20 protein-coding genes are annotated in these 17708 nt (G+C 64.3%); all 20 read right to left on the reverse strand.

Going from position 1 to position 17708, the window contains the following annotated elements:
- Positions 1-271 precede the first annotated feature (271 nt).
- Positions 272-1579, reverse strand: a complete 1308-nt coding sequence (locus JW929_14170; GenBank protein ID MBN1440549.1) for a hypothetical protein — start codon at positions 1577-1579, stop codon at positions 272-274.
- A 22-nt stretch (positions 1580-1601) separates the two neighbouring features.
- Positions 1602-2246, reverse strand: coding sequence for a hypothetical protein (locus JW929_14175; protein ID MBN1440550.1), 645 nt, complete (start codon positions 2244-2246; stop codon positions 1602-1604).
- 1 nt (position 2247) lies between these two features.
- Positions 2248-2637 (reverse strand): hypothetical protein, encoded by a 390-nt coding sequence (locus tag JW929_14180; GenBank protein ID MBN1440551.1) that lies wholly within the window; start codon positions 2635-2637, stop codon positions 2248-2250.
- A gap of 144 nt (positions 2638-2781) precedes the next feature.
- Positions 2782-2937 (reverse strand): hypothetical protein, encoded by a 156-nt coding sequence (locus JW929_14185; protein ID MBN1440552.1) that lies wholly within the window; start codon positions 2935-2937, stop codon positions 2782-2784.
- Positions 2938-2979: 42 nt separating this feature from the next.
- Positions 2980-3129, reverse strand: a complete 150-nt coding sequence (locus JW929_14190) for a hypothetical protein (GenBank protein ID MBN1440553.1) — start codon at positions 3127-3129, stop codon at positions 2980-2982.
- A 144-nt stretch (positions 3130-3273) separates the two neighbouring features.
- Positions 3274-3438, reverse strand: a complete 165-nt coding sequence (locus JW929_14195; protein MBN1440554.1) for a prepilin-type N-terminal cleavage/methylation domain-containing protein — start codon at positions 3436-3438, stop codon at positions 3274-3276.
- A 156-nt stretch (positions 3439-3594) separates the two neighbouring features.
- Complete coding sequence (locus tag JW929_14200; GenBank protein ID MBN1440555.1) at positions 3595-4401, reverse strand: type II secretion system F family protein; 807 nt, start codon at positions 4399-4401, stop codon at positions 3595-3597.
- Positions 4401-5324, reverse strand: a complete 924-nt coding sequence (locus tag JW929_14205; GenBank protein ID MBN1440556.1) for a hypothetical protein — start codon at positions 5322-5324, stop codon at positions 4401-4403. Before JW929_14205 ends, JW929_14200 begins: the two co-directional genes overlap by 1 nt.
- Positions 5321-6649: a CpaF family protein gene (locus tag JW929_14210; GenBank protein ID MBN1440557.1), complete on the reverse strand. Its 1329-nt coding sequence runs from the start codon at positions 6647-6649 to the stop codon at positions 5321-5323. Before JW929_14210 ends, JW929_14205 begins: the two co-directional genes overlap by 4 nt.
- 27 nt (positions 6650-6676) lie before the next feature.
- Complete coding sequence (locus JW929_14215; GenBank protein MBN1440558.1) at positions 6677-7354, reverse strand: hypothetical protein; 678 nt, start codon at positions 7352-7354, stop codon at positions 6677-6679.
- A 241-nt stretch (positions 7355-7595) separates the two neighbouring features.
- Complete coding sequence (locus tag JW929_14220) at positions 7596-8666, reverse strand: hypothetical protein (protein MBN1440559.1); 1071 nt, start codon at positions 8664-8666, stop codon at positions 7596-7598.
- Between the two features lie 40 nt (positions 8667-8706).
- Positions 8707-9312: a hypothetical protein gene (locus JW929_14225; GenBank protein MBN1440560.1), complete on the reverse strand. Its 606-nt coding sequence runs from the start codon at positions 9310-9312 to the stop codon at positions 8707-8709.
- Between the two features lie 388 nt (positions 9313-9700).
- Positions 9701-11269, reverse strand: coding sequence for a hypothetical protein (locus JW929_14230; protein MBN1440561.1), 1569 nt, complete (start codon positions 11267-11269; stop codon positions 9701-9703).
- A 356-nt stretch (positions 11270-11625) separates the two neighbouring features.
- Entirely contained in the window at positions 11626-12150 is a 525-nt protein-coding gene (locus tag JW929_14235; protein ID MBN1440562.1) for a nitroreductase family protein, read from the reverse strand.
- A gap of 23 nt (positions 12151-12173) precedes the next feature.
- Positions 12174-13160: a prenyltransferase gene (locus JW929_14240; GenBank protein MBN1440563.1), complete on the reverse strand. Its 987-nt coding sequence runs from the start codon at positions 13158-13160 to the stop codon at positions 12174-12176.
- 241 nt (positions 13161-13401) lie between these two features.
- Positions 13402-14145 carry an ABC transporter ATP-binding protein gene (locus JW929_14245; protein ID MBN1440564.1) on the reverse strand — a complete coding sequence of 248 codons (744 nt, stop codon included), beginning with the start codon at positions 14143-14145 and terminating at the stop codon, positions 13402-13404.
- Positions 14146-14254: 109 nt separating this feature from the next.
- Positions 14255-15418, reverse strand: a complete 1164-nt coding sequence (locus tag JW929_14250; GenBank protein MBN1440565.1) for an ABC transporter permease — start codon at positions 15416-15418, stop codon at positions 14255-14257.
- 33 nt (positions 15419-15451) lie between these two features.
- Entirely contained in the window at positions 15452-16615 is a 1164-nt protein-coding gene (locus JW929_14255) for an ABC transporter permease (GenBank protein MBN1440566.1), read from the reverse strand.
- A 3-nt stretch (positions 16616-16618) separates the two neighbouring features.
- Positions 16619-17170, reverse strand: coding sequence for a PadR family transcriptional regulator (locus JW929_14260; GenBank protein MBN1440567.1), 552 nt, complete (start codon positions 17168-17170; stop codon positions 16619-16621).
- A gap of 335 nt (positions 17171-17505) precedes the next feature.
- On the reverse strand, positions 17506-17708 hold a 203-nt coding region (locus JW929_14265), incomplete at its 5' end, for a hypothetical protein (GenBank protein ID MBN1440568.1).

The raw sequence follows: 17708 nt of genomic DNA on the forward strand, positions 1-17708 counted from the left end.
AATTCCCAGCCGGAGATAGTCCGTCATTCCCGCGCCGGCCCTCGGCGCGTTCTTCGCCGGGGGTGGGTTTAGCGGGAATCCAGGGTTCCCATGGCTGGATGCCCGCTACGAACACCCCCGCTTCCCCCGGCATAGAGCATGCCGAGGGCAGGCGCGAGGGCGGGCGCGGGCATGACGATCCGGAGATAACCTAATGCTGTTTTGAGACAAACCCAGGAATTTAACCAAGCCTCCCCCATTAGCCCCGCTAATGGGGGAGGTAGGGAGGGGGCTACGGCACGCCGTGGGCGCGCGGGAAATTCACCGCCCAGGTGACATGGTTGCTCTCGGCGGAGCCGCCGAGGGCGTCGGTCACTTCATACCAGGCTTCCCAGATTCCCTCTTTGCCGCAGCCGAAGTAGGTGTCGCCCGTCTCCGCTGCGAGCAGTTCGAACGTGCCGTCCAGCTCCACGTTCTGGCCGTAGGTGGCGACGTTGCCGTCGGGGTCTTCGATCCGGATCAACACCGTGTACGGGTCGCCGCCTCCGCCGAGGACTCTGCCGCGGATCGTCTGGGCCGGCAGTCCGAAATCCGGCGCATTAAGGAGAATCGCCGAGTATGCCACGGAAGCCACTCCCTGAAGCGGAACCGGAGTGGCCGTCTCCGTCGGGGTGGCCGCGACGGTTGGAGTGGGCGTCATCCCGATCCAGTGGGTGTAGGTGATGGCGCATCCGTTGCTGAAGCGCAGCGTCGCCGTATAGCCTCCGACCATGGTTCCGGGATTGCCGAAATTGGCCCTGAAGGTGGTCGCAGCAAAAGGATTGAGCGTGTTCGGGGTCGAGTCGACGGCGTTGAGGATGGGCGGATCATAGGTGTTCGGCGTGTAGAAGGCACTGCCGGCCCAAAGCAGGTTATTGATATATCGGTTCGGAGCATCGGGCCAATCATAATCCGCACTCGTGAGATAGAATGCGCTTGCGGTTGAATTATAGACGGTGTAATTTACATTGGGCCTGCTGTAACTGGAAGCGGTGATGATCGGACAATCCGAAGCCCGCGTCACCGTAATGGAGACGGTGCAATTATTGCGGAACCGTAGGGTGATGGTGAAGCTTCCATACAAGGGCCGGTTCAGCGGATCCGGCCCGAACCTCGCCAGAAATTCGCCGGTTTCTCCAGGCACGATTTGGTATGTGGCGTTGTTGGGCACATTGGCGCTGGTGGGCGGGGAGGAGTCGTTGCCGTTGTAAAACTGGTTCCCTTTCCAGCGGAACCAATCCACGTAATCGCCGCCGCTTCCCCCCAGCGCCGACGGCCAAGTGAGCGCCGCCGACCGCAGGCGAGTCGTGGAGGAAGTGTTGTTGTTGACGCCGACTACGACCTCCGATTCCGTCACGTAGGCGTACTGGACGTACATGCATTGGTACGGCGTCGGCGGGGTGTAGGTCGGGGTCGAACCCTGGGCTCGCGCCGGAAAGGCGACCCCCGGCGCCGCCAGGAAGGCGCACACCATCCCGAACAGCGCGGCGCCCGCCGGCACCCACAGCCCGGCCCCGCGGGGGTTTTCATTCTTCGAGCGGACCTTCGATTCTCCGTTCATCGCCGATCCGTCCTTCCGCCCGCTACGGGCACACCGCCGGCTGGGCGACCTCCGCCGCGCCGAACACGTGCAGCGTGATCGAATCCTGGCCGACGATCGAACTCATGAACGTGGCGACTTCGAACCGCAAATAGACCCCCACCGCCGGATAGACCGTGCTCCAATCGCCCGAGCCGCCCAGCCGGATGACCTCCGCCGGAGGCCAATTGACGGTTGTCCCGCCGTTGTAACTCGGCAGCACCCGGATTTCGTAATAATACTCTCCGGGGGCGAATCCGCGGACGCCCTCCATCTCCATGACCAGCATGTTTTCCGCGTCGGCGTACGCCAGCGAAGGATCCAATTCGACCCGCACCGGATCCATGCAGCCGACTCCGCCGGGGGTGGGCGTGATCAGCATCGGTGTCGTGGTCGGCTGGTAGATCGTCCATTTGGAAGAGGGCAAAGCCGGGTAATCGCCCGATACGCCGGCCATCGCCGCCAGCTGGGCCGCCCGGTTGCCCCACATCCGCGCCTCCTCGACGTGGTAGACGTCGACCATCGCCACCGCCGCGAAAAAGAACAGCAGGATGATGACCACGGCCAGGATCAGGATCTGCCCGCGGTACGCCCGGCGGCGTGCGAAGCGGGGGAAACGCCATTCCGGAAGCCGAGCCGGCCGGATCATCCTAATCCACCTCCTCCACCACCCCGCAATGCTCGACCCGGATGGTGATCGTGCCGAGCGGGATCAACGGCACCCAGGCATTGTAATCCACCCACCCCCGCACGCAGAATAAGTCGCCGTAAGTCAGCGCCGAAAATTCGGATTGGGTCAGCGGGATGCCCGCCGAATCCACAGCCCCGAAATTCACCGTGCCCAGTCCGGCTTCCCCGAAGACGTTGTGGGCGACGGTCGTGGAGACCACGTTCGCCGCGCGGCCCCAATCGTCGGGGTCGAGCGCCAACAGCCGAGCGGCGGTCGCCACGCCCGAATCCAGCGCCGCCTTGACCGTGACGGCCCGCGAGAGTTCGATGGCTCCGAAAATGAGGGGAATCAGGATGAGAAGAACGACCAAAATCTCCAGGGTCGCCTGGCCGCGGAGGAACTGTTGATTCCGGCGGAGACGCGCCTCCGAAAAGGGAAACCGGCCCCGGCTTTTCCGGAACCCGGTTTTGCATTCTTGGAAGCCGGCCCTACTTGCCATGCCGTTCCCTCAAACTCACCATTCCGGATCGTTCATCTGGGTGTAGGTTTCTTGAATATTATTCTTAATGGATCCCTGGACCGCGAGCAAAGCCGCTCCAACCAGCCCGACCAACAGGACGGCCAGGACGACGTATTCGACCATGCTTGCTCCGCGCGACCTGCGGATCATCGGGCCATTCCTTTCCGCGCAACTTCAAAACGCCGTTTCATTCTACGGCGGATTGATGGAGTTGTTGAGGTTGTTGAAACTCGAGGCCAATGTTTGGAACAGCGCATAGACCGAAACGCCGACGACGCCGAGGACGATCACGACCCCGACGATCCATTCCACCAGATCGGCCCCTCTGCGGTCCGCAAGCATGTCCGCTCTTTCCTACCCCGGAATCCTCAATCGGATGGATGGCCCTCCCGCTTGCGGCGGCCACCCATCCGACATAAGGGCTTTTCCCTATGGAGACCCACCTGCGCTTTATCGCAAACGGATGGGCATCCGCCGGACCGCTATTTACGGGCCGACGTTAAGGTTGCCGATCCAGCCTTCGACCGCGCCCGCTCGATTGCTGGTGGTTGCGGCGATGCCCATCGCCGCCGCGCCGAGCACGGCCACGACGACGACCACCACCACGATCCATTCCACCAGGCTGGCACCTCTCTGCTTTCTCGTGAACATGGCTTTGTCTCCTTTCTATCACCGGATCGCTTCCGGCGCAATCATGAATGCTGCTTTTTTCCTAGTTTCCTTCCCGATTGGGCCCATCGTAGCAGGAAATTTCTGTAGGAAAGTAAACTCTCCGTATAAAACCTGAAGAATAGCCTTTTTTCGGGCTTAAAAACTACCAAAAAAGGTCACCCCCTCCAAGCTGGCGATCGTCCGGGCCACCACCGGCAGAACCCAGGCGGCCAGCGCCGGTCCGAGGATCAGCGGGGCGACGACCACCACCAAGCGGGTGGGGATCCGCTGAAGTTCCTCGCGGATCTCGGTGTCCATCTCGTCGGTGACGCGCGAGATCGACTGCGACACGGCCTCGTCGAGGTTGAGCATCCCGTCGCGGGCGGCTTCCGCCCGGCCGGCGACGTCCGAGATCCAGCGGCTGCCGGTGTCGTCGGCGATGTGCCGCAGGACCTGGACCCCGTTCTCCTGGCTCGACAGCCTCCGCCGCAGAAGGCGGCCCAGGTTGGGCGGGCCGTACTGCGCCACCGCCTGAAGCGCCGGACGCAGGGTCCCGCCCGAAGAGAGTTGCAGGCGCAGTTCCACCAGGAACTGCCGAATCTCGTTTCCGGCTTCGCGCCTTTTCTGCCGCAGAACCCAGCGCCGGACGAGGACCGGGAACAACAGCACCCCGAAGGCCGCCGGCTGGAACGACATCCCCTCCAGCGCGAACCACAGCATAACCACGGCCGGGGCGGTGATCAGGTAGGCCGTCAGCCAGGGAAATTCCACATCCATCCAAAATCCGGGCTTGCGCGCGGCCTCCGCCCGCGCCGCCATCGCCGAGGCGCGGCTGAGGATCCCCTGGGGCTTCCGCAGCCAATGGAAAACCTCCAGCAGCAAGTGGAAGGCGCTGAACAGGATCAGGGAAAGCCCGACGCCCATGAAGATGAACAACAGCCAGGAGAAAACCCGGATCGACATCAGGCTTCCTCCAGGTAGCGGACTTCGTTTTCCCCGATCACCGTGCCGATGATCCCCATCCCCACCAGGAGCATGTACACCACCCGGTTGCCGATCGTCCCGGTGTAGTAGACCCTCCAGGAGGGGATCAGCACCACGGCGACCAGGCTGAGGATCAGCACCACCTGCAGGATGGTGATCGTCGCGGATTCCAGGGTCAGATCCCGGCGAACGCGCTGCTGCAGTTCGCGGCGGGATTCGGTGTCTTTGCGGAGCTGGGAGAGCAGATCAAGAAACACCTCCGGCGAGGCGAATCCCGCGCGCATCAGCACGCCGGCGAATCGGCGCGCGACCGGATGCGGAACGGCCACCAGGTCGCGGAAGGGGTTCCCGACGTCCTGCAGTTTCAGGCGCGTGGCGGTGCCGGCCGCCGCGTCCTTCAACAATCCCTTGGGCAATTGGTCGGCGGCCTCGGAAAGGGCCGTGGCGACGGAATTCCGCAATGGGTAACGGGAGACGAATTGCAGGATCAGCATCTCGAGCTCGTCGGTCAGCTGGTTGTAGAACCGGCGGCTCATCCGGGCGAACAACGCCGAGGAGACCACCGCTCCGACGACGATGATGATCGGCGAGAGCATCCAATCCCACACCCACACCGCCAAGACCGTCGCGACCAGGATCGGCAACGGATAGCGGAGGACGGCCAGCAAGGTGATGCTCAGAAAATTTTTCCCGTACCGGGTTTGGGCCGCCTTGGGGGAACGGGCTTCCTTGGCGATTTCCTGCAGGCGGCGGGCGCGCGGCCGGAGGGTGCGGATCAACCAATCCCAAATCCCAAAAACCATGTCCTCCAGCAGGAGGGACAGGCTGTGGCCGAAGAGGAAGAACCCGATCGCCAGGGCGGCGGCGCCCGCCGCCAGGATCAGGTACGGGCTGTACCTCATGATTCCGACTCCAGGTTTTCCCCCGCGATCTGCTTCCAGGCTTTGCCGAAAAGACTCTCGTCCGCCCCTTCCACACCCCGGTAAAGCGTCCGGAGGACGTAGTTCCCGTTCTCGTCGATGTCTTCCAAATGGGTGATTTCGGCCACGAAGCGGTCGATCGCCCGCGGATCCTTGGGGTTGGCCGCCTGCGACATCAACACCACCAGGTCGATTCCGCTGACCACCATCTCGCGGACGGCGCGCATGTTCAATCCCTCCTGGGCCGAGAGCGCCAGGTCCTCCAGGCGGCGCAGGGCGGCGCCCACCGATCCGCCGTGGAGGGTGGTGAAGGCTTTGCGCCCCAGGTTGGCCGCCCGCAGGAACTGCAGGGCCTCGCCCGGGGAAACCACCTCGCCGAGGATGATCGCCCGCGGGTTGGCGCGGGTGTAGACGATATTCAACACTTCGTCCATCGTGATCCGCCGGGTGTCGCCGGGAAGCAGTTCGGCCGGGGCGATGGCCCGCATCGAAAACGCCTCCGGCCGCATCTTGATCTCGCGGAACGTCTCCAGCACCGCCACCGGATCACCGACCGGGAAATAATCGCTGAGGGCGTTGAAGATCGTGGTCTTGCCGGAGCTGAACGGGCCGGCGAAGACCACGCTGCCGGCCAGGGTCGCCATCACCCAGGCCAGGTAGCGCGCCATCGGGGAGGTTTGCTCTTTCACCTTGCGGCGCAGGTCCGCGTCGCGGATATCCTCCAGCGATCCGCTGACCAGCGGCAGGTGGCGCTTGAAGGTTCCCACCCGCTCCAGGTCTTCCAAGCCGCGCATATTGCGGCCGAAACAGCGGATGTTCACCACCGGCGAGTCGCTGAGTGGCGGAAGCAGAGCCGTGAATCGCTCCCCACCCGGCAGATCCACCAACAGGGTGAGGTTCAGCGGGCTGAGGGGTTTGCCGGTGGCGTCCGCCACCCGGCGGATCATTTGTTCGAAATAGGAGGCGGGAGCCAGCGCGCCCAGGTGCTCCAGCCGGCCGTTGCGCTCGACCGCCACCTTGTCCCCGCGGACGTAGATTTCCTCCACCCCCTCCAACCGCAGGAAGGGCTGGAGGATTCCGACCCCGGTCAAGGCGTCGCACAGCCGGGTGGCGATGTCGTTCAGCTCGGCCTGGGGTACGGCGGAGATCAGGATTCCGCGGACGGCGTCGAAGAATTTCTGGCGCGATTCGGGTGAATCGTCGCGCCAATCAGGCGGACGGATTTTACGGTAGGCCAGATTCTCCTGAACCTCGGGAAGCACCTTGCGGTCGATCTCCCGCAGGCCGAACGTTTCATCCTTCAGCATGCTGCCTCTCGATGCCCTCGCAATGCCTTACTCCGGAATGGGAGCCAGCGTCACCCACATCACGGCATGGCCCCGGATTTCAGCCATCAGGTTCAGCAGGGCGTCGCGCTGTTCGGGCGTGACCGCCAGTATCAGAACGTGAGCCGGTATCATGCGTCCGGTGCTGGTCATCCCCGCCGGACTGCCGTCGTCCCCCAGCACCATCACCACCGGGACGTTCTCGACGATCAGGGTCACCGGCTCGTCGATCGGGGAGTCCGAGCCGATCGGGATGACCTGCTCGCCGGGCGGGATGATCCGGTAGATGTTCACCTTCTCCCCCACCATCACCTGACCGCCGACCGCCGAAGGCGGAGTGATGGGGATCGAGATAACCTCCATCGAGGGATCGGCCAGACGATAATCCTCCGGGGAGTCGACCAGCACCAGCGGGACCGGCAGGCCGGCCGGAATCCGGGAATTCGCCATCTTCCCGACCAGCTGGTCCAGCGTGTTGGCGTACCCGCCGATGAGCGCACTGGGGAAATCCTTCATCTCGAACATGCTGTCGGTCAGCAGGGTGTAGGGGGAGATCTCGGCGACCGGCACCGGCAGGGAGCGGTACTCGACGCCGGCTTTGTAGGATTCCTGGAAGATGAACGCCAGGACGAACGCCACGATCAGCAGGACCACCCCGACGACGGCTTCGAATATTCTGCGCGCCATATGGATTCCTTTCGTGCCCGGCGGCCGCCATCCCTTTTGCATGGGACGAGGATTGCCATACGGCGCGCCGCGCAGTTCTTGGGAATTGCGCTTCGCGATGCCCCGCGGCTTTCCTCCGCTGCGCGGGGCAGGCTGTGCGGGAGGTTATCCCGCTCTTGCGGGACGCTGGATACCCTGCGGCTTGCCGTTCGGTTCTTGGAGGTTGCGCTCCGTGATACCGTGCGGCTTGCCGCATGTTTGTTCATTTTTTCGCGGGCTTTTCAGTCGATTGATCCGCCTCTTTTTTTTCTTTGTGCGCGATGATCCGTTTCCGCAGCGCCTTCGGGCTGGCGCCCGTCGCCCAGCCCGGGTACAGCAGGTTGAGAATCGGATCGGCGATCCGCGGATCGAGATGGTTCGCCATCCGGTCGCTGTGGGGGATCGAGGCGCCGACCATCCCCGACATGCCGATCCGCTCGCCCAGCGAGCGGACCATGTTCATGATCAGATGCACTTTGAGATCCGGCCGCGCGGCGCGCACCGGCTCCAATTCCTTGAGCAGGGTTTCCGCCTGATAAAGGGATTCCTCGCGCGGCGCGGTGATCACCAGGACGGTGGTGGCCAGGTCAAGCAGGTACGGCCAGAAGGGATGGCTCGGCGCGGCGTCGACGACGACCAGCGTATAGCCCTTCTTCAGGCCGGCCAGGAAATTCGGCAGGCGCGGATCCTCGGCCAGGACCTGCGACGCGCGGTGGTCGATCGGATGCAGTTTGATGCCTTCCCATTCGGTCGCGGTGTCCTCCCCGGTCAGCACGTCGTAGAGCGAATGCAGCTGCGGGCCCAGGCGCGAGATCAGATAGGATCCCCCGGCGTTGGCCTCGAGCAGGGCCGTCGGCAGGTTCCGCTCGCGGAAGCGTTTGGCCACCGCCAGGGCGAGGGTGGATTTTCCCACCCCGCCCGCCCAACCCGTCACCAGCACGAACCGCGACGGGAGGTACTGCAGCTTCTTGCGGTTGGCCAGCCGGGCCGAGGAAATCCATTCCTCCGGCTGGGCGAGCATCTGCTCCGGGGTGGTGACCGGGATGCGGGTGCATTCGAGCGTGTTTTCCATCAGCGCGGGATCGACATCCCACACCGGGATGACTTCTCCCAGGACGACCAAGTCGGCGTCCGGCAGGCCGCGGATCACGCCGCGGGTGGTGAAGGTCTCGCGCATCACCACTTCCTGCCGCTCCGCCAGCACGCCGACCAGCTTGGGGTCCGGATCCTTCGCCGCCAGCAGGATGATCAGCCGGTCGGCCTGATCCTTTTTGCGCCGGAAAAAATTCAACATAAAACCGCCTCTCCGCATCCTTCCCTTCCGCAACGGTCCGTCAGGCCAGCGCCCGCCAGACCGCAAACAGCAGAACGCCGATCCAGATTCCGCCGATCGTCGGACGGCCTTCGGAGTTCAGCTCGGCTTCGCTCGGCAGGTTCCGCAGAACCACGCGCCAAGCCATGCGCTTCCAGCGCGCGACGAGCTCATGGCGGTAGACTACGATCATCGTGCCCGCCGCCCAGAGGAAGATCCCCCCCAGCAGAAATCCGAACATCTCCCACCGCGGCGCGATCATCAGGGCGGCGTAGGCCGCAAGCGAATCCGCCCCGCCCGCGATGTTCATCTCCCACAACGCCCAAAACAGCACCAGCCCCGCCGCCAGAGCCAAATTGCCGGCCGCCAGGGATGCCGAAAGCAGCAAAACGGTCCCCGCCCCCCGGACCACCAGCCGGTTCGAGAGGTGCAGGAGCAGAGCCGCAGCCATCGCCGCCGCCACATACCACTCACCGAATACGGCCTGATACAGCACGCCCGCGGCGACGGGCGGAAGCACCAGCCAGACGGGGAGGATCGTCGATTTTGCCAGGTCCCACAGGGTTTCCAGCGCCAGCCAGAAGAGAAGAAACCCTATTCCCAGGACCTCCGCTTGATCCACCGTCAATCCGGCCTCCGACAGTATCCAGAAATGCTCAACCGGCGGACTCTGTCAGCCTTCCGGCGGTTGTTTGCTTCATTTTATATCCGGCCTCCAAGCCCAGAATAAACCGGACATTAATACTGCTATTTTGTGGGCGTTCGGTGCAAAAAGCAAGCCTGTCCCTGCCAGGAAGCCGTAGGGGCGACCGGAGAGTCTCGTCATGCCCGCGCCTGCCCTCGGTGTGCATTTCACCGGGGGTGCTCCAAGCGGGCATCCAGATTTTTTCCCCGGCGCAAGCAGGAAAGACTTCCCTTACGGGAGCAAGCGAGGACACGCTCGCAATGACGCCGATTAACGACTTTTTCACCACCCTGCTTAACAAGCCACTCAGGGGCGACGGCCGCATAAGATCCTATCCCAACTCCACGTCGATCAGGATCGGGAACCATCCTTGCGGCGAGAAGCGCAGGCCCTGCACGCGGGCGGCGGCGACGTTGAGGTTCACGTAATCCCGGATCGGGAGGAGCGCGCATTCCTGCGCGATCGTTTCCTGGACCTTCCGGTAGAGTTCCAACCGCTCAAAGAAATCCGCGGATTGAACCGCCCGGTCCAACAGGGAATCCAATTCCGGATTCCGGATGCCGCTCCAGTTGTAGGCGCCCCCGGAATGGTAGAAGGACCTCAGCAGATCCGGGTCGGTTCCGGCCAGGTTGATCGAGATCAGATGGTATGCACCGCCGGATTGCGCTTCCTTGAGGGCGGAGAACGACGCCGCCTGGATCAACTCCACGTCCGCGCCGACTTCCGCCCATTGCAGTTCCAGGAGTTCGGCCGTCTGCGGGGTCAATCCCCAGGATGGATAGACCACCCTCAAACGCAGCGGCTGTCCGCCCTTTTCGCGGAAGCCGTCTCCGTCCGCATCCTCCCAACCGGCTTGGGTCAGCAGGTCCTGGGCTGCGTTTCGGTCGAACGCATCCGCCGGAACAACCGCCGCCGCGCCCCAGGTCGCCGCGGTCAGGGGCCCCAAGGCGAGATGCGAATGGGCGCCGAACACGGTGCTCACCAGCGTGCCCCGATCGACGGCGGCCAACAGCGCCCGGCGGACGAGCAGGTCGTCGGTCGGGATTTGCCTCAGATTGAAGAAGAACTGCAGCGGCTGGCCCGGAATCGTCACCGGGTGGACGGCGAAGCGCCCCTCCCGCTCCAGATCGGCGGCGTCATGCGGCAGGACCTCGCCCATCACGTCCGCCTCGCCGGATAGCAGAGCCGGAGCCCGGGCTGCGGGATCCGTATAAAACCGGAAGACGACCCGCTCGAGCGAAGCCGAGGCGTTACGGTAGACGGCGGGGGCCCAGGCATAATCCGGATTGCGCTCCAGCGTCAGGTGGTCGCCGGCCGCGTATTCCACGAACCGGAAGGGACCGGTTCCCACCTGGTGGAATTGATAATCGGCGCCCCATTTTTCCAGCGCGGCCGGGGACGCCATCCCAAGGTAAACCTGCGAAAGGGAATCGAAGAGCGGAGCGAACGGCTCCGCAAGCTCGAGGCGCACGGTGAACTCGTCGATCCGCACGACCGCCTTCACTTTGTCGATCAGGAAACGCGCCTTTTGGGATTGGGTGTGCGGATCGAGAATCCTCTCCAGGTTGGTTTTCACCGCTTGGGCGTCGAAGGCGGTGCCGTCGTGGAAGCGCACGTCCCGCCGCAGAAAAAACGTGTACGCCTTTCCGTCCGCGGAGACTTCCCAGCGCTCGGCCAATCCGGGGACGAATCCGCCCTCGGCGTCCCGGAAGACCAGCGTGTCGTACACCGACGAGAGCGGGATGCCGAGTTCCGAAGAAGTATGCACGTGCGGATCGATTCCGGTCGGCGCCAGGGTCAATCCGTAGCGCAACACGCCCTCGCCGGATCCGCCCGCGGAACAGGCGAAGCATCCGGAAAGCAACAAACCCGCGATCAGCGCGGCTTTCCACACTCGCATGGATCATCCTCCAAGAATAGATTCAGCGCTCCGCCCGATCCGCCGGCGCGCTTCGGCGCGCACCCGGACGGTTTGCGTCTTGTGTCAACGCTTTTCCACCAGCGACCGCCGCGTCGGCGCCCGCCCTCGGCGTATTTTCCGCCGGGGGCGAATCTCGCCGGGCGCGGTCGAATCGCAGAATTTCACCGTGTCCCGGCTTCGAGTCCCCCCGCTTCCCCCGCTTCCCCCGCTTCGCGAGGGCAAGCGCGAGGGCAAGCGCGAGGGCGAGCGCGAGGGCGGGCGCCGGGATGACGGAAAAAAAAACAAGAACAACGGCAACGCGTTTTTGAGATCCTTGCGGGGCAGCCGGCCGAATCTCAAAGCACGTTATGGACGATGGAATCCAGCGTCCGGCGGGGCCGCGGCTCGGCGCTTTCGCCCGGGTATCCGATCGGCAGGAGCGCCACCGGGCGGACCGACGCCGGCAGATGGAGCGCCTCCGATACGGCCTGCTCCTGAAACGCGCCCACCCAAACGCCGGCCAAGCCGAGGGCCGTCGCCGCCAGCATGGCGTGGGTGCAGGCGATCGTCGCATCCTGGACCGAATACAGAGTCCGGCCGCGGTCGCTGTAGCGCAGAACCGCACGCTCCGGATTGGCGCAGAAAGCCAGGACCACCGGAGCTTCGGAGAAGAATTCCATCTGCGGCAGGGTGCTGGCCAACCGCGCGCGCGCGGCTTGAGTTTTCGCCAGGTAGATTTCATAGGCCTGCACATTGCCCGCCGAAGGAGCCCGGTTGGCCGCCTCGAGGACGGCGTGCAGCTTTTCTTCCTCCACCGCGCGCTCGTCAAAACGGCGGATCGATCTCCTGGTCCGGACGACTTCGAAAAAATCCGTCTTCACCTCCCGCGGCGCACCCGATCCGCCTAATGCCAAACCAGTTGGAGGACCAATCCGGCGAGGAACAGCAGGCCGAAGGCCCGATGGTGGTAGAACGCGGCCGCGACGAACCACATCGGCCAGAATTCGCCGGCCTCCGGCGGAGGCTCGGCCGGCCGCGGCCGGGAATAGATGCGCCACAGCGGCAGGCTGAAGTAGAACGCCGGCAGCACGGCGAGGACCGTCCAGGAAAAATACCCGGCGGCCGTCAGCGCGATCACCAGGACGTATTGCGCGGCGGTTAGAAGCCGGACTCCGATCCGCGACGCCCGGTCCCCGACCAGCACCGGCAGGGTTCGGATCCGCTTGGCTTTATCGGCTTCGCGTTTGTCCAGGTGCTTGCCGAAGATCACGGTCACGGCGCCGAGGGCGCACGGCAGACCGGCCAGCACGGCGTTCCAATCCCACCGTCCGGCCACGGCGTAATAGCCGCCGCCGACCATCAGTGGCCCCCAAACGAGCAGGACCGCAAGCTCGCCCAGGCCGATGTACTTCAGCGGCCAGGTGTAGAACACGACGAAGAAGGCGCCGGCCGCCATCAGCAGGATTACCGGCCACCCGCGCAGCGCGGCCAGCGCCAGCCCGCAGGCGGCCGCCGCCGCGCCGCTGAACGCGGCATAGCCCAGCAATTGCTTTTTCGTGAGCAGCCCCTGCTGCACCGTTTGCGGACCGTATTGGGTGCGGAAGTAGTTGGCTTCGTCCACCCCGCGCGCGTAATCGATCAGGTCGTTGAGCAGGTTGTTGGCGGCATGGGCCATCACCAGTCCGACCGTCACCAACAGCCACTCCCCCCAGCGGAAAAGTCCGTCGCGGGCGGCCAGCAAGCCGGCGACCGCGGCGGAAAGGAAGGTCAGGACCAGCACCGCCGCGCGCGCGGCGATCAGCCAGCGCGAGACGGGATCCAGCCGGTCCCATTCCGCGCGGCTGATCTTCGGGATCACCTGCAGGGCGCGGAGCCACATCGATGGATTCATGCGCCTCCCTCAAGGCGCGGGGAATCATATCACGAGAGAAAAAGGACCTGTCCGGTGGCAGGCACCGGACAGGTCCGCGTCCCTATTCGCCGCCTGTCAGGTCCGGCGAACCTGACATGCGGCGAACGTCCCTTTCCATGCACCCTCCCCGTTTCCCTCCAGCCCGCATCCCGGATCTGGGAAGAGGGGGGCCATTCACAGGCGGAGAGGAAACGGTTTATGGGAGTAGGAAAGGCCCTGGTTACTCCAGCTCCAACTCCAGCAACTGGTTCAGCGTCTTGTGCGTGTCCTTCACGCCCTTTAGGTTCGCATCGCCGCGGATGCGGCCGTCGCGCAGGACCAGAACGCGGTCGGCGTAGGAGGCGGCCCGGAAGTCGTGCGTCACCATGATCACCGTCTGTTTGTTCTCATCGCACACCGAACGCAGCAATTCGAGAATGCCCGTCCCGCTTGCGGAATCGAGATTGCCGGTCGGTTCGTCCGCCAGCACCAGCGCCGGCCGGTTGGCGAGCGCCCGGGCCACGGCCACCCGTTGGCGCTCGCCGCCCGAAAGCCGCGCCGGGACGTGCCGCATGCGCTCCGACAGGCCGACCCTCCCCAAGAGCGCCTTCGTCCGCTCCGTCCGCTCCCGCCGTCTCAAGCCGCCGAAGCGCATGACCACCTCGACGTTCTCATAGGTGTTCAGCATCGGCAGGAGGTTGAAGGTCTGGAAGATAAAACCGATCTCGCGGGCGCGCAGATCCGTGCGCGCCCCGTCGCCCATGCGGGAAAGCGGCCGCCCGCGGAACAGCACCTCTCCGCTGCTCGGCCGGTCCATCGCGCCGATCAGATGCAGCAGGCTGGATTTGCCGCTGCCCGACGGCCCGACGACGGCGACGAATTCCCCCTCCTCCACCTGCAGGTCGATGCCCCGCACGGCTTCCACCGCGACGCCGTTCATTCCGTAGGTTCTGGTGACGTTCTTCGTTTCAACAATCGTAGGCATGGTTGCCTTCCTTTTCCTTCCTCGTCCCCTTCCCCTGCTCCCCTTGCCCCTCTCGGCGGCAATCGCCGGAGAGGGGCAAGGGGAGCAGGGACAGAGGTGAGGTGTGATGTCATTCGTAGCGCAGCGATTCAAGCGGATCCACCCGCACCGCCTGCCAGGCCGGCAGAAGCGACGCCGCCAAGCCGACGCTGACGGCGATCAGCACGGTTTGACCCCACACCGCGAACAGCCCCGAAAAATTCGAGAGGTATTCCTCCATCCCCCAGCGGACCAGGAATATCGCGATCGGCAGAGCCGCCGACGTTCCGAGGAGGCTCAGGACGACGGACTGCCCGGCCACCATCGCCAAAATCCGCCAACGGCGGGCCCCCACCGCGCGCAGGGTTCCGATCTCGCGCCGCAGCTCCATCACCGAGACGACGATCACGATCGTCACCAGCACCACGGCCACGGCGAGGATCGACGTTTCGATGATCCGCATGAAGCCCCGCATCGCCTGCAGCAGGGCCTCGGCGTTGCGCAGCATGTCGTCTTGGGTGGAAACCGACAAGCCCGAAAACCGGTCGAGGATCGCGGACTTGACGTCCCCCGTTTCTTCCGCCGTCCGGGCGGTGAGAATCACCGCCGAGACCGTCCCCCGGCGGTCGAAGAGGGCTTGCGCCGTTTCCAGCGGCATGACGACGGCGTTGGCGAACAATTGGGGCGCATCGCCGAGGAGTCCGACGACGGTGAAAGCTCGGCCGCCGACGTCCACCGAATCGCCCACGGCGACGCTTCGGCCGCCGCTTGCCGAACGGTAGTACTCCGCAGCGCTCCGCCCGAGGATCACCTCTTCCGGACCGCCGAGGGTCAGGCGGCCGGCCTCCGCCTCCAACCCCGTCAGGTAGGCCTCCTCGTGCCCCGGTTCAATGCCGACGGCGACGACGGCCGGCGGAGTGTAGGGCATGATCGACCGGGCGATGGGGATGAACAACAGCGCCGAGCTGACCCGGCGGTCGATGCCCTCCACCGCCAGGAGTTCAGCGGCCGCCGCGTCCGTCAGGCTGCTGGCCGCGGACGTCGGGTCCACACTCCCGCCGCTCGACTCCACCTCTTGCTGAACCAGGATCTTTCCGGCAAACGCGTTAACCTGGTTTTCGATACCGCTGGTGTAGGTCCCCATCACGCCGTGCACCATCAGGTACAACTGCACGGCGGAGGCGACTCCCAGGACGGCCATCAGGGACCGCAGCTTCCGCCGCCACAAACTCTTCCACGCCACATCCCACAACATCGCCACCTCCCACCGGATTTGCCGGCGTCTTCCTTAATCCATCTGCATTGCCGCGAGCGGATCCACCCGCACCGCCTGCCAGGCGGGAAGGGCCGCCGCCAGGATCCCGATCAGCAGGCACACGCCGAGGGCGGACAGCCACAACCCGATCATCCGCGCCGGGTCATAGAACAATCCATAACTAAAAACCTGATTGGAAAGGGCGGAAAGCGGCAGGGCTAAGATCCCGCCGGCCGTCGTCAGCAAAAGCGATTCGCCCACCACCATCCCGAGGATCCGGCGTTTGCGCGCGCCCATGGCCCGCAGGGTGCCGATGTCCCTGCGTTGTTCCATCACCGCGATCAGCACCACGATCATCACCACCATCACCGTGGAAAGGATCGCCGAGCCGTTGATCAGGTTGAAAAACGCACGCTGCATCGACATCATGGCCCGCGCGTTGTCGGCCACGTCCTTTGCGTTCGAGGCTTTCAAGGCCGGGTGCGCATCATGAATCGCGTCCTGGATCCCTTCCACGGCGTCCACCCGGAACGGGGTGAGGATCACCGCAGACACGGTCTGCGGGCGGTGGAACAGCTCCTGGACCGTGTCCAGCGGCAGAATCACCGCCCCGCTGTAGAGCGAGGAAGCCCTTTCAAGCACGCCGAGGACCGTGAACTCTAAATCCAGGACCCGGATGGTATCCCCCGGTGCGGCGGGGGCATCGCCCCCGGCGGGCCGGTAGTGCCGGGCGGCGCTCGATCCGAGGATGACCCCGCGCGCCTCCCCCAAGACGGCCCGGCCGGTTTGCGCCCGCAGGTTGCCGAGGAACGCGCGCTCGCGCCCGGGCTCCAGGCCGACGACAAAGTAGGCGGGCGGCATGTTGGGCCGCATGTCGGCCAGGAGCGGAATGAACAGCACCGCCGAACTCTCTTCCCGGTTGACCCCCTCGAGGGCGAGGATCCATTCGGCCGTGTCGCCCGCAATCGCGCTGTTCATCGAAGGGAAATCCTCGCCGGCCCCGGCCGACAGCACCGGCCGCTGGACGAAGATTTTTCCGGCAAACATGGCCACCTGCTGTTGGATGTCGGTGTCGTAAAAATTCAGGATCGCCGTCATCATCAGGTACAGCTGGACCGCCGTCGCCACGCCGAGGACCGTCAAGAACGAGCGGAGTCTCCTGCGCCAAAGTGTTTTCACCGCAATGTCAAGCAACATAAATCATTCCTTTCCCGAACCGGACCGTTTTGTATCGCTCGTCCCGGCTGCGCCGCGTTCCAGCCGCTCGTCGCACAGATCCAGCCAGCGCAAGTCGGCCTGCAGGTGGAGGATCGCGCCCTCGATCATCAGGGCGATGTCGGCGTCTCCGGCGCGGGCCGCCATCGCCGTCAGGTCGCGCAGCTGGGTCAGGTAGGCCTGCCGCTGGCGGTCGATGATGCCCGCGGGATCCGGAATTCCCGCCAGCCGCCCGACGACCAGTTTGATGAAGAATTCGTCTCGGAATTGGCGGGGTTTTTCAACCGGCGCCTCGATCCAGGCCGCGAATTCCTGGCGGCCTTCCAGCGTGATCTGATACGTTTTTTTCCCGCGGCCGTCTTGGTCCTCGGCGGCCACCTCCACCAGCTTGTCGCGCTCCATGCGCCCGAGCGTGGAATAGATCTGGCCGAAGTTGATTTCCCAATGGCCTCCAAGCGCTTGCTCCAGACCGTTCTTCAGGTCGTATCCGTGCTTCGGATCGCGCGCCAGGAGTCCCAGCAGAGCGTACTTCAGCATAAGCGGTCCTTGGTCATGGCTTCCTCGATCCTTCCCGCCGCGCACCCAACTTCCTTCCCCTCGGCGCGGATCCGGCTTCCGATTTCAGATGCACGTTCCTGCACCAGCCGATCCTCTGGGATCTGCCGCATCGCCGCCGCCATGGCGTCGGCCGTCAAGTACGAACGGGGCAGGGAGCAGACGCCGTCGACCTCTGCCCGGTTTACATCCTGGCACTGAATGAGGCCTGGCTGAACCAAGCCTCGCGAGTCGAGTAAGTAGACAAAAATTCTCGTATATATACTTTATATATATTTTCTATATATATTCTTAGTATATATCATCTGGTGGTTTTGTCAAGTGGGAAAAATGGAAGGCTCATCAACCCAAGGGCTTTTTTCACCCAAATTGGAAAAGTAGTAAACCATCATTATTACGCTGACCAGCGTAAAAAGGGGATGTATTAAAAACCCCTGGATCCCGGCTTGGATCACGCCGGGATGACGATCTCTCCCCACTCCCGGCTTGGATCGCGCCGGGATGACGATCTCTCCCCGCT

It is taken from the genome of Anaerolineales bacterium (assembly GCA_016928575.1).
In the GTDB taxonomy this organism is placed as follows: domain Bacteria; phylum Chloroflexota; class Anaerolineae; order Anaerolineales; family RBG-16-64-43; genus JAFGKK01.

Bases quoted from the DNA above. Each gene is read 5' to 3' on its own strand.
- JW929_14215 (MBN1440558.1), bottom strand. From the start codon at position 7,354: ATGGCGCGCAGAATATTCGAAGCCGTCGTCGGGGTGGTCCTGCTGATC.
- JW929_14175 (MBN1440550.1), bottom strand. From the start codon at position 2,246: ATGATCCGGCCGGCTCGGCTTCCGGAATGGCGTTTCCCCCGCTTCGCA.
- JW929_14185 (MBN1440552.1), bottom strand. From the start codon at position 2,937: ATGATCCGCAGGTCGCGCGGAGCAAGCATGGTCGAATACGTCGTCCTG.
- JW929_14220 (MBN1440559.1), bottom strand. From the start codon at position 8,666: ATGTTGAATTTTTTCCGGCGCAAAAAGGATCAGGCCGACCGGCTGATC.
- JW929_14210 (MBN1440557.1), bottom strand. From the start codon at position 6,649: ATGCTGAAGGATGAAACGTTCGGCCTGCGGGAGATCGACCGCAAGGTG.
- JW929_14240 (MBN1440563.1), bottom strand. From the start codon at position 13,160: ATGAATCCATCGATGTGGCTCCGCGCCCTGCAGGTGATCCCGAAGATC.
- JW929_14230 (MBN1440561.1), bottom strand. From the start codon at position 11,269: ATGCGAGTGTGGAAAGCCGCGCTGATCGCGGGTTTGTTGCTTTCCGGA.
- JW929_14255 (MBN1440566.1), bottom strand. From the start codon at position 16,615: ATGTTGCTTGACATTGCGGTGAAAACACTTTGGCGCAGGAGACTCCGC.
- JW929_14190 (MBN1440553.1), bottom strand. From the start codon at position 3,129: ATGCTTGCGGACCGCAGAGGGGCCGATCTGGTGGAATGGATCGTCGGG.
- JW929_14200 (MBN1440555.1), bottom strand. From the start codon at position 4,401: ATGTCGATCCGGGTTTTCTCCTGGCTGTTGTTCATCTTCATGGGCGTC.
- JW929_14250 (MBN1440565.1), bottom strand. From the start codon at position 15,418: ATGTTGTGGGATGTGGCGTGGAAGAGTTTGTGGCGGCGGAAGCTGCGG.
- JW929_14245 (MBN1440564.1), bottom strand. From the start codon at position 14,145: ATGCCTACGATTGTTGAAACGAAGAACGTCACCAGAACCTACGGAATG.
- JW929_14170 (MBN1440549.1), bottom strand. From the start codon at position 1,579: ATGAACGGAGAATCGAAGGTCCGCTCGAAGAATGAAAACCCCCGCGGG.
- JW929_14260 (MBN1440567.1), bottom strand. From the start codon at position 17,170: ATGCTGAAGTACGCTCTGCTGGGACTCCTGGCGCGCGATCCGAAGCAC.
- JW929_14195 (MBN1440554.1), bottom strand. From the start codon at position 3,438: ATGTTCACGAGAAAGCAGAGAGGTGCCAGCCTGGTGGAATGGATCGTG.
- JW929_14205 (MBN1440556.1), bottom strand. From the start codon at position 5,324: ATGAGGTACAGCCCGTACCTGATCCTGGCGGCGGGCGCCGCCGCCCTG.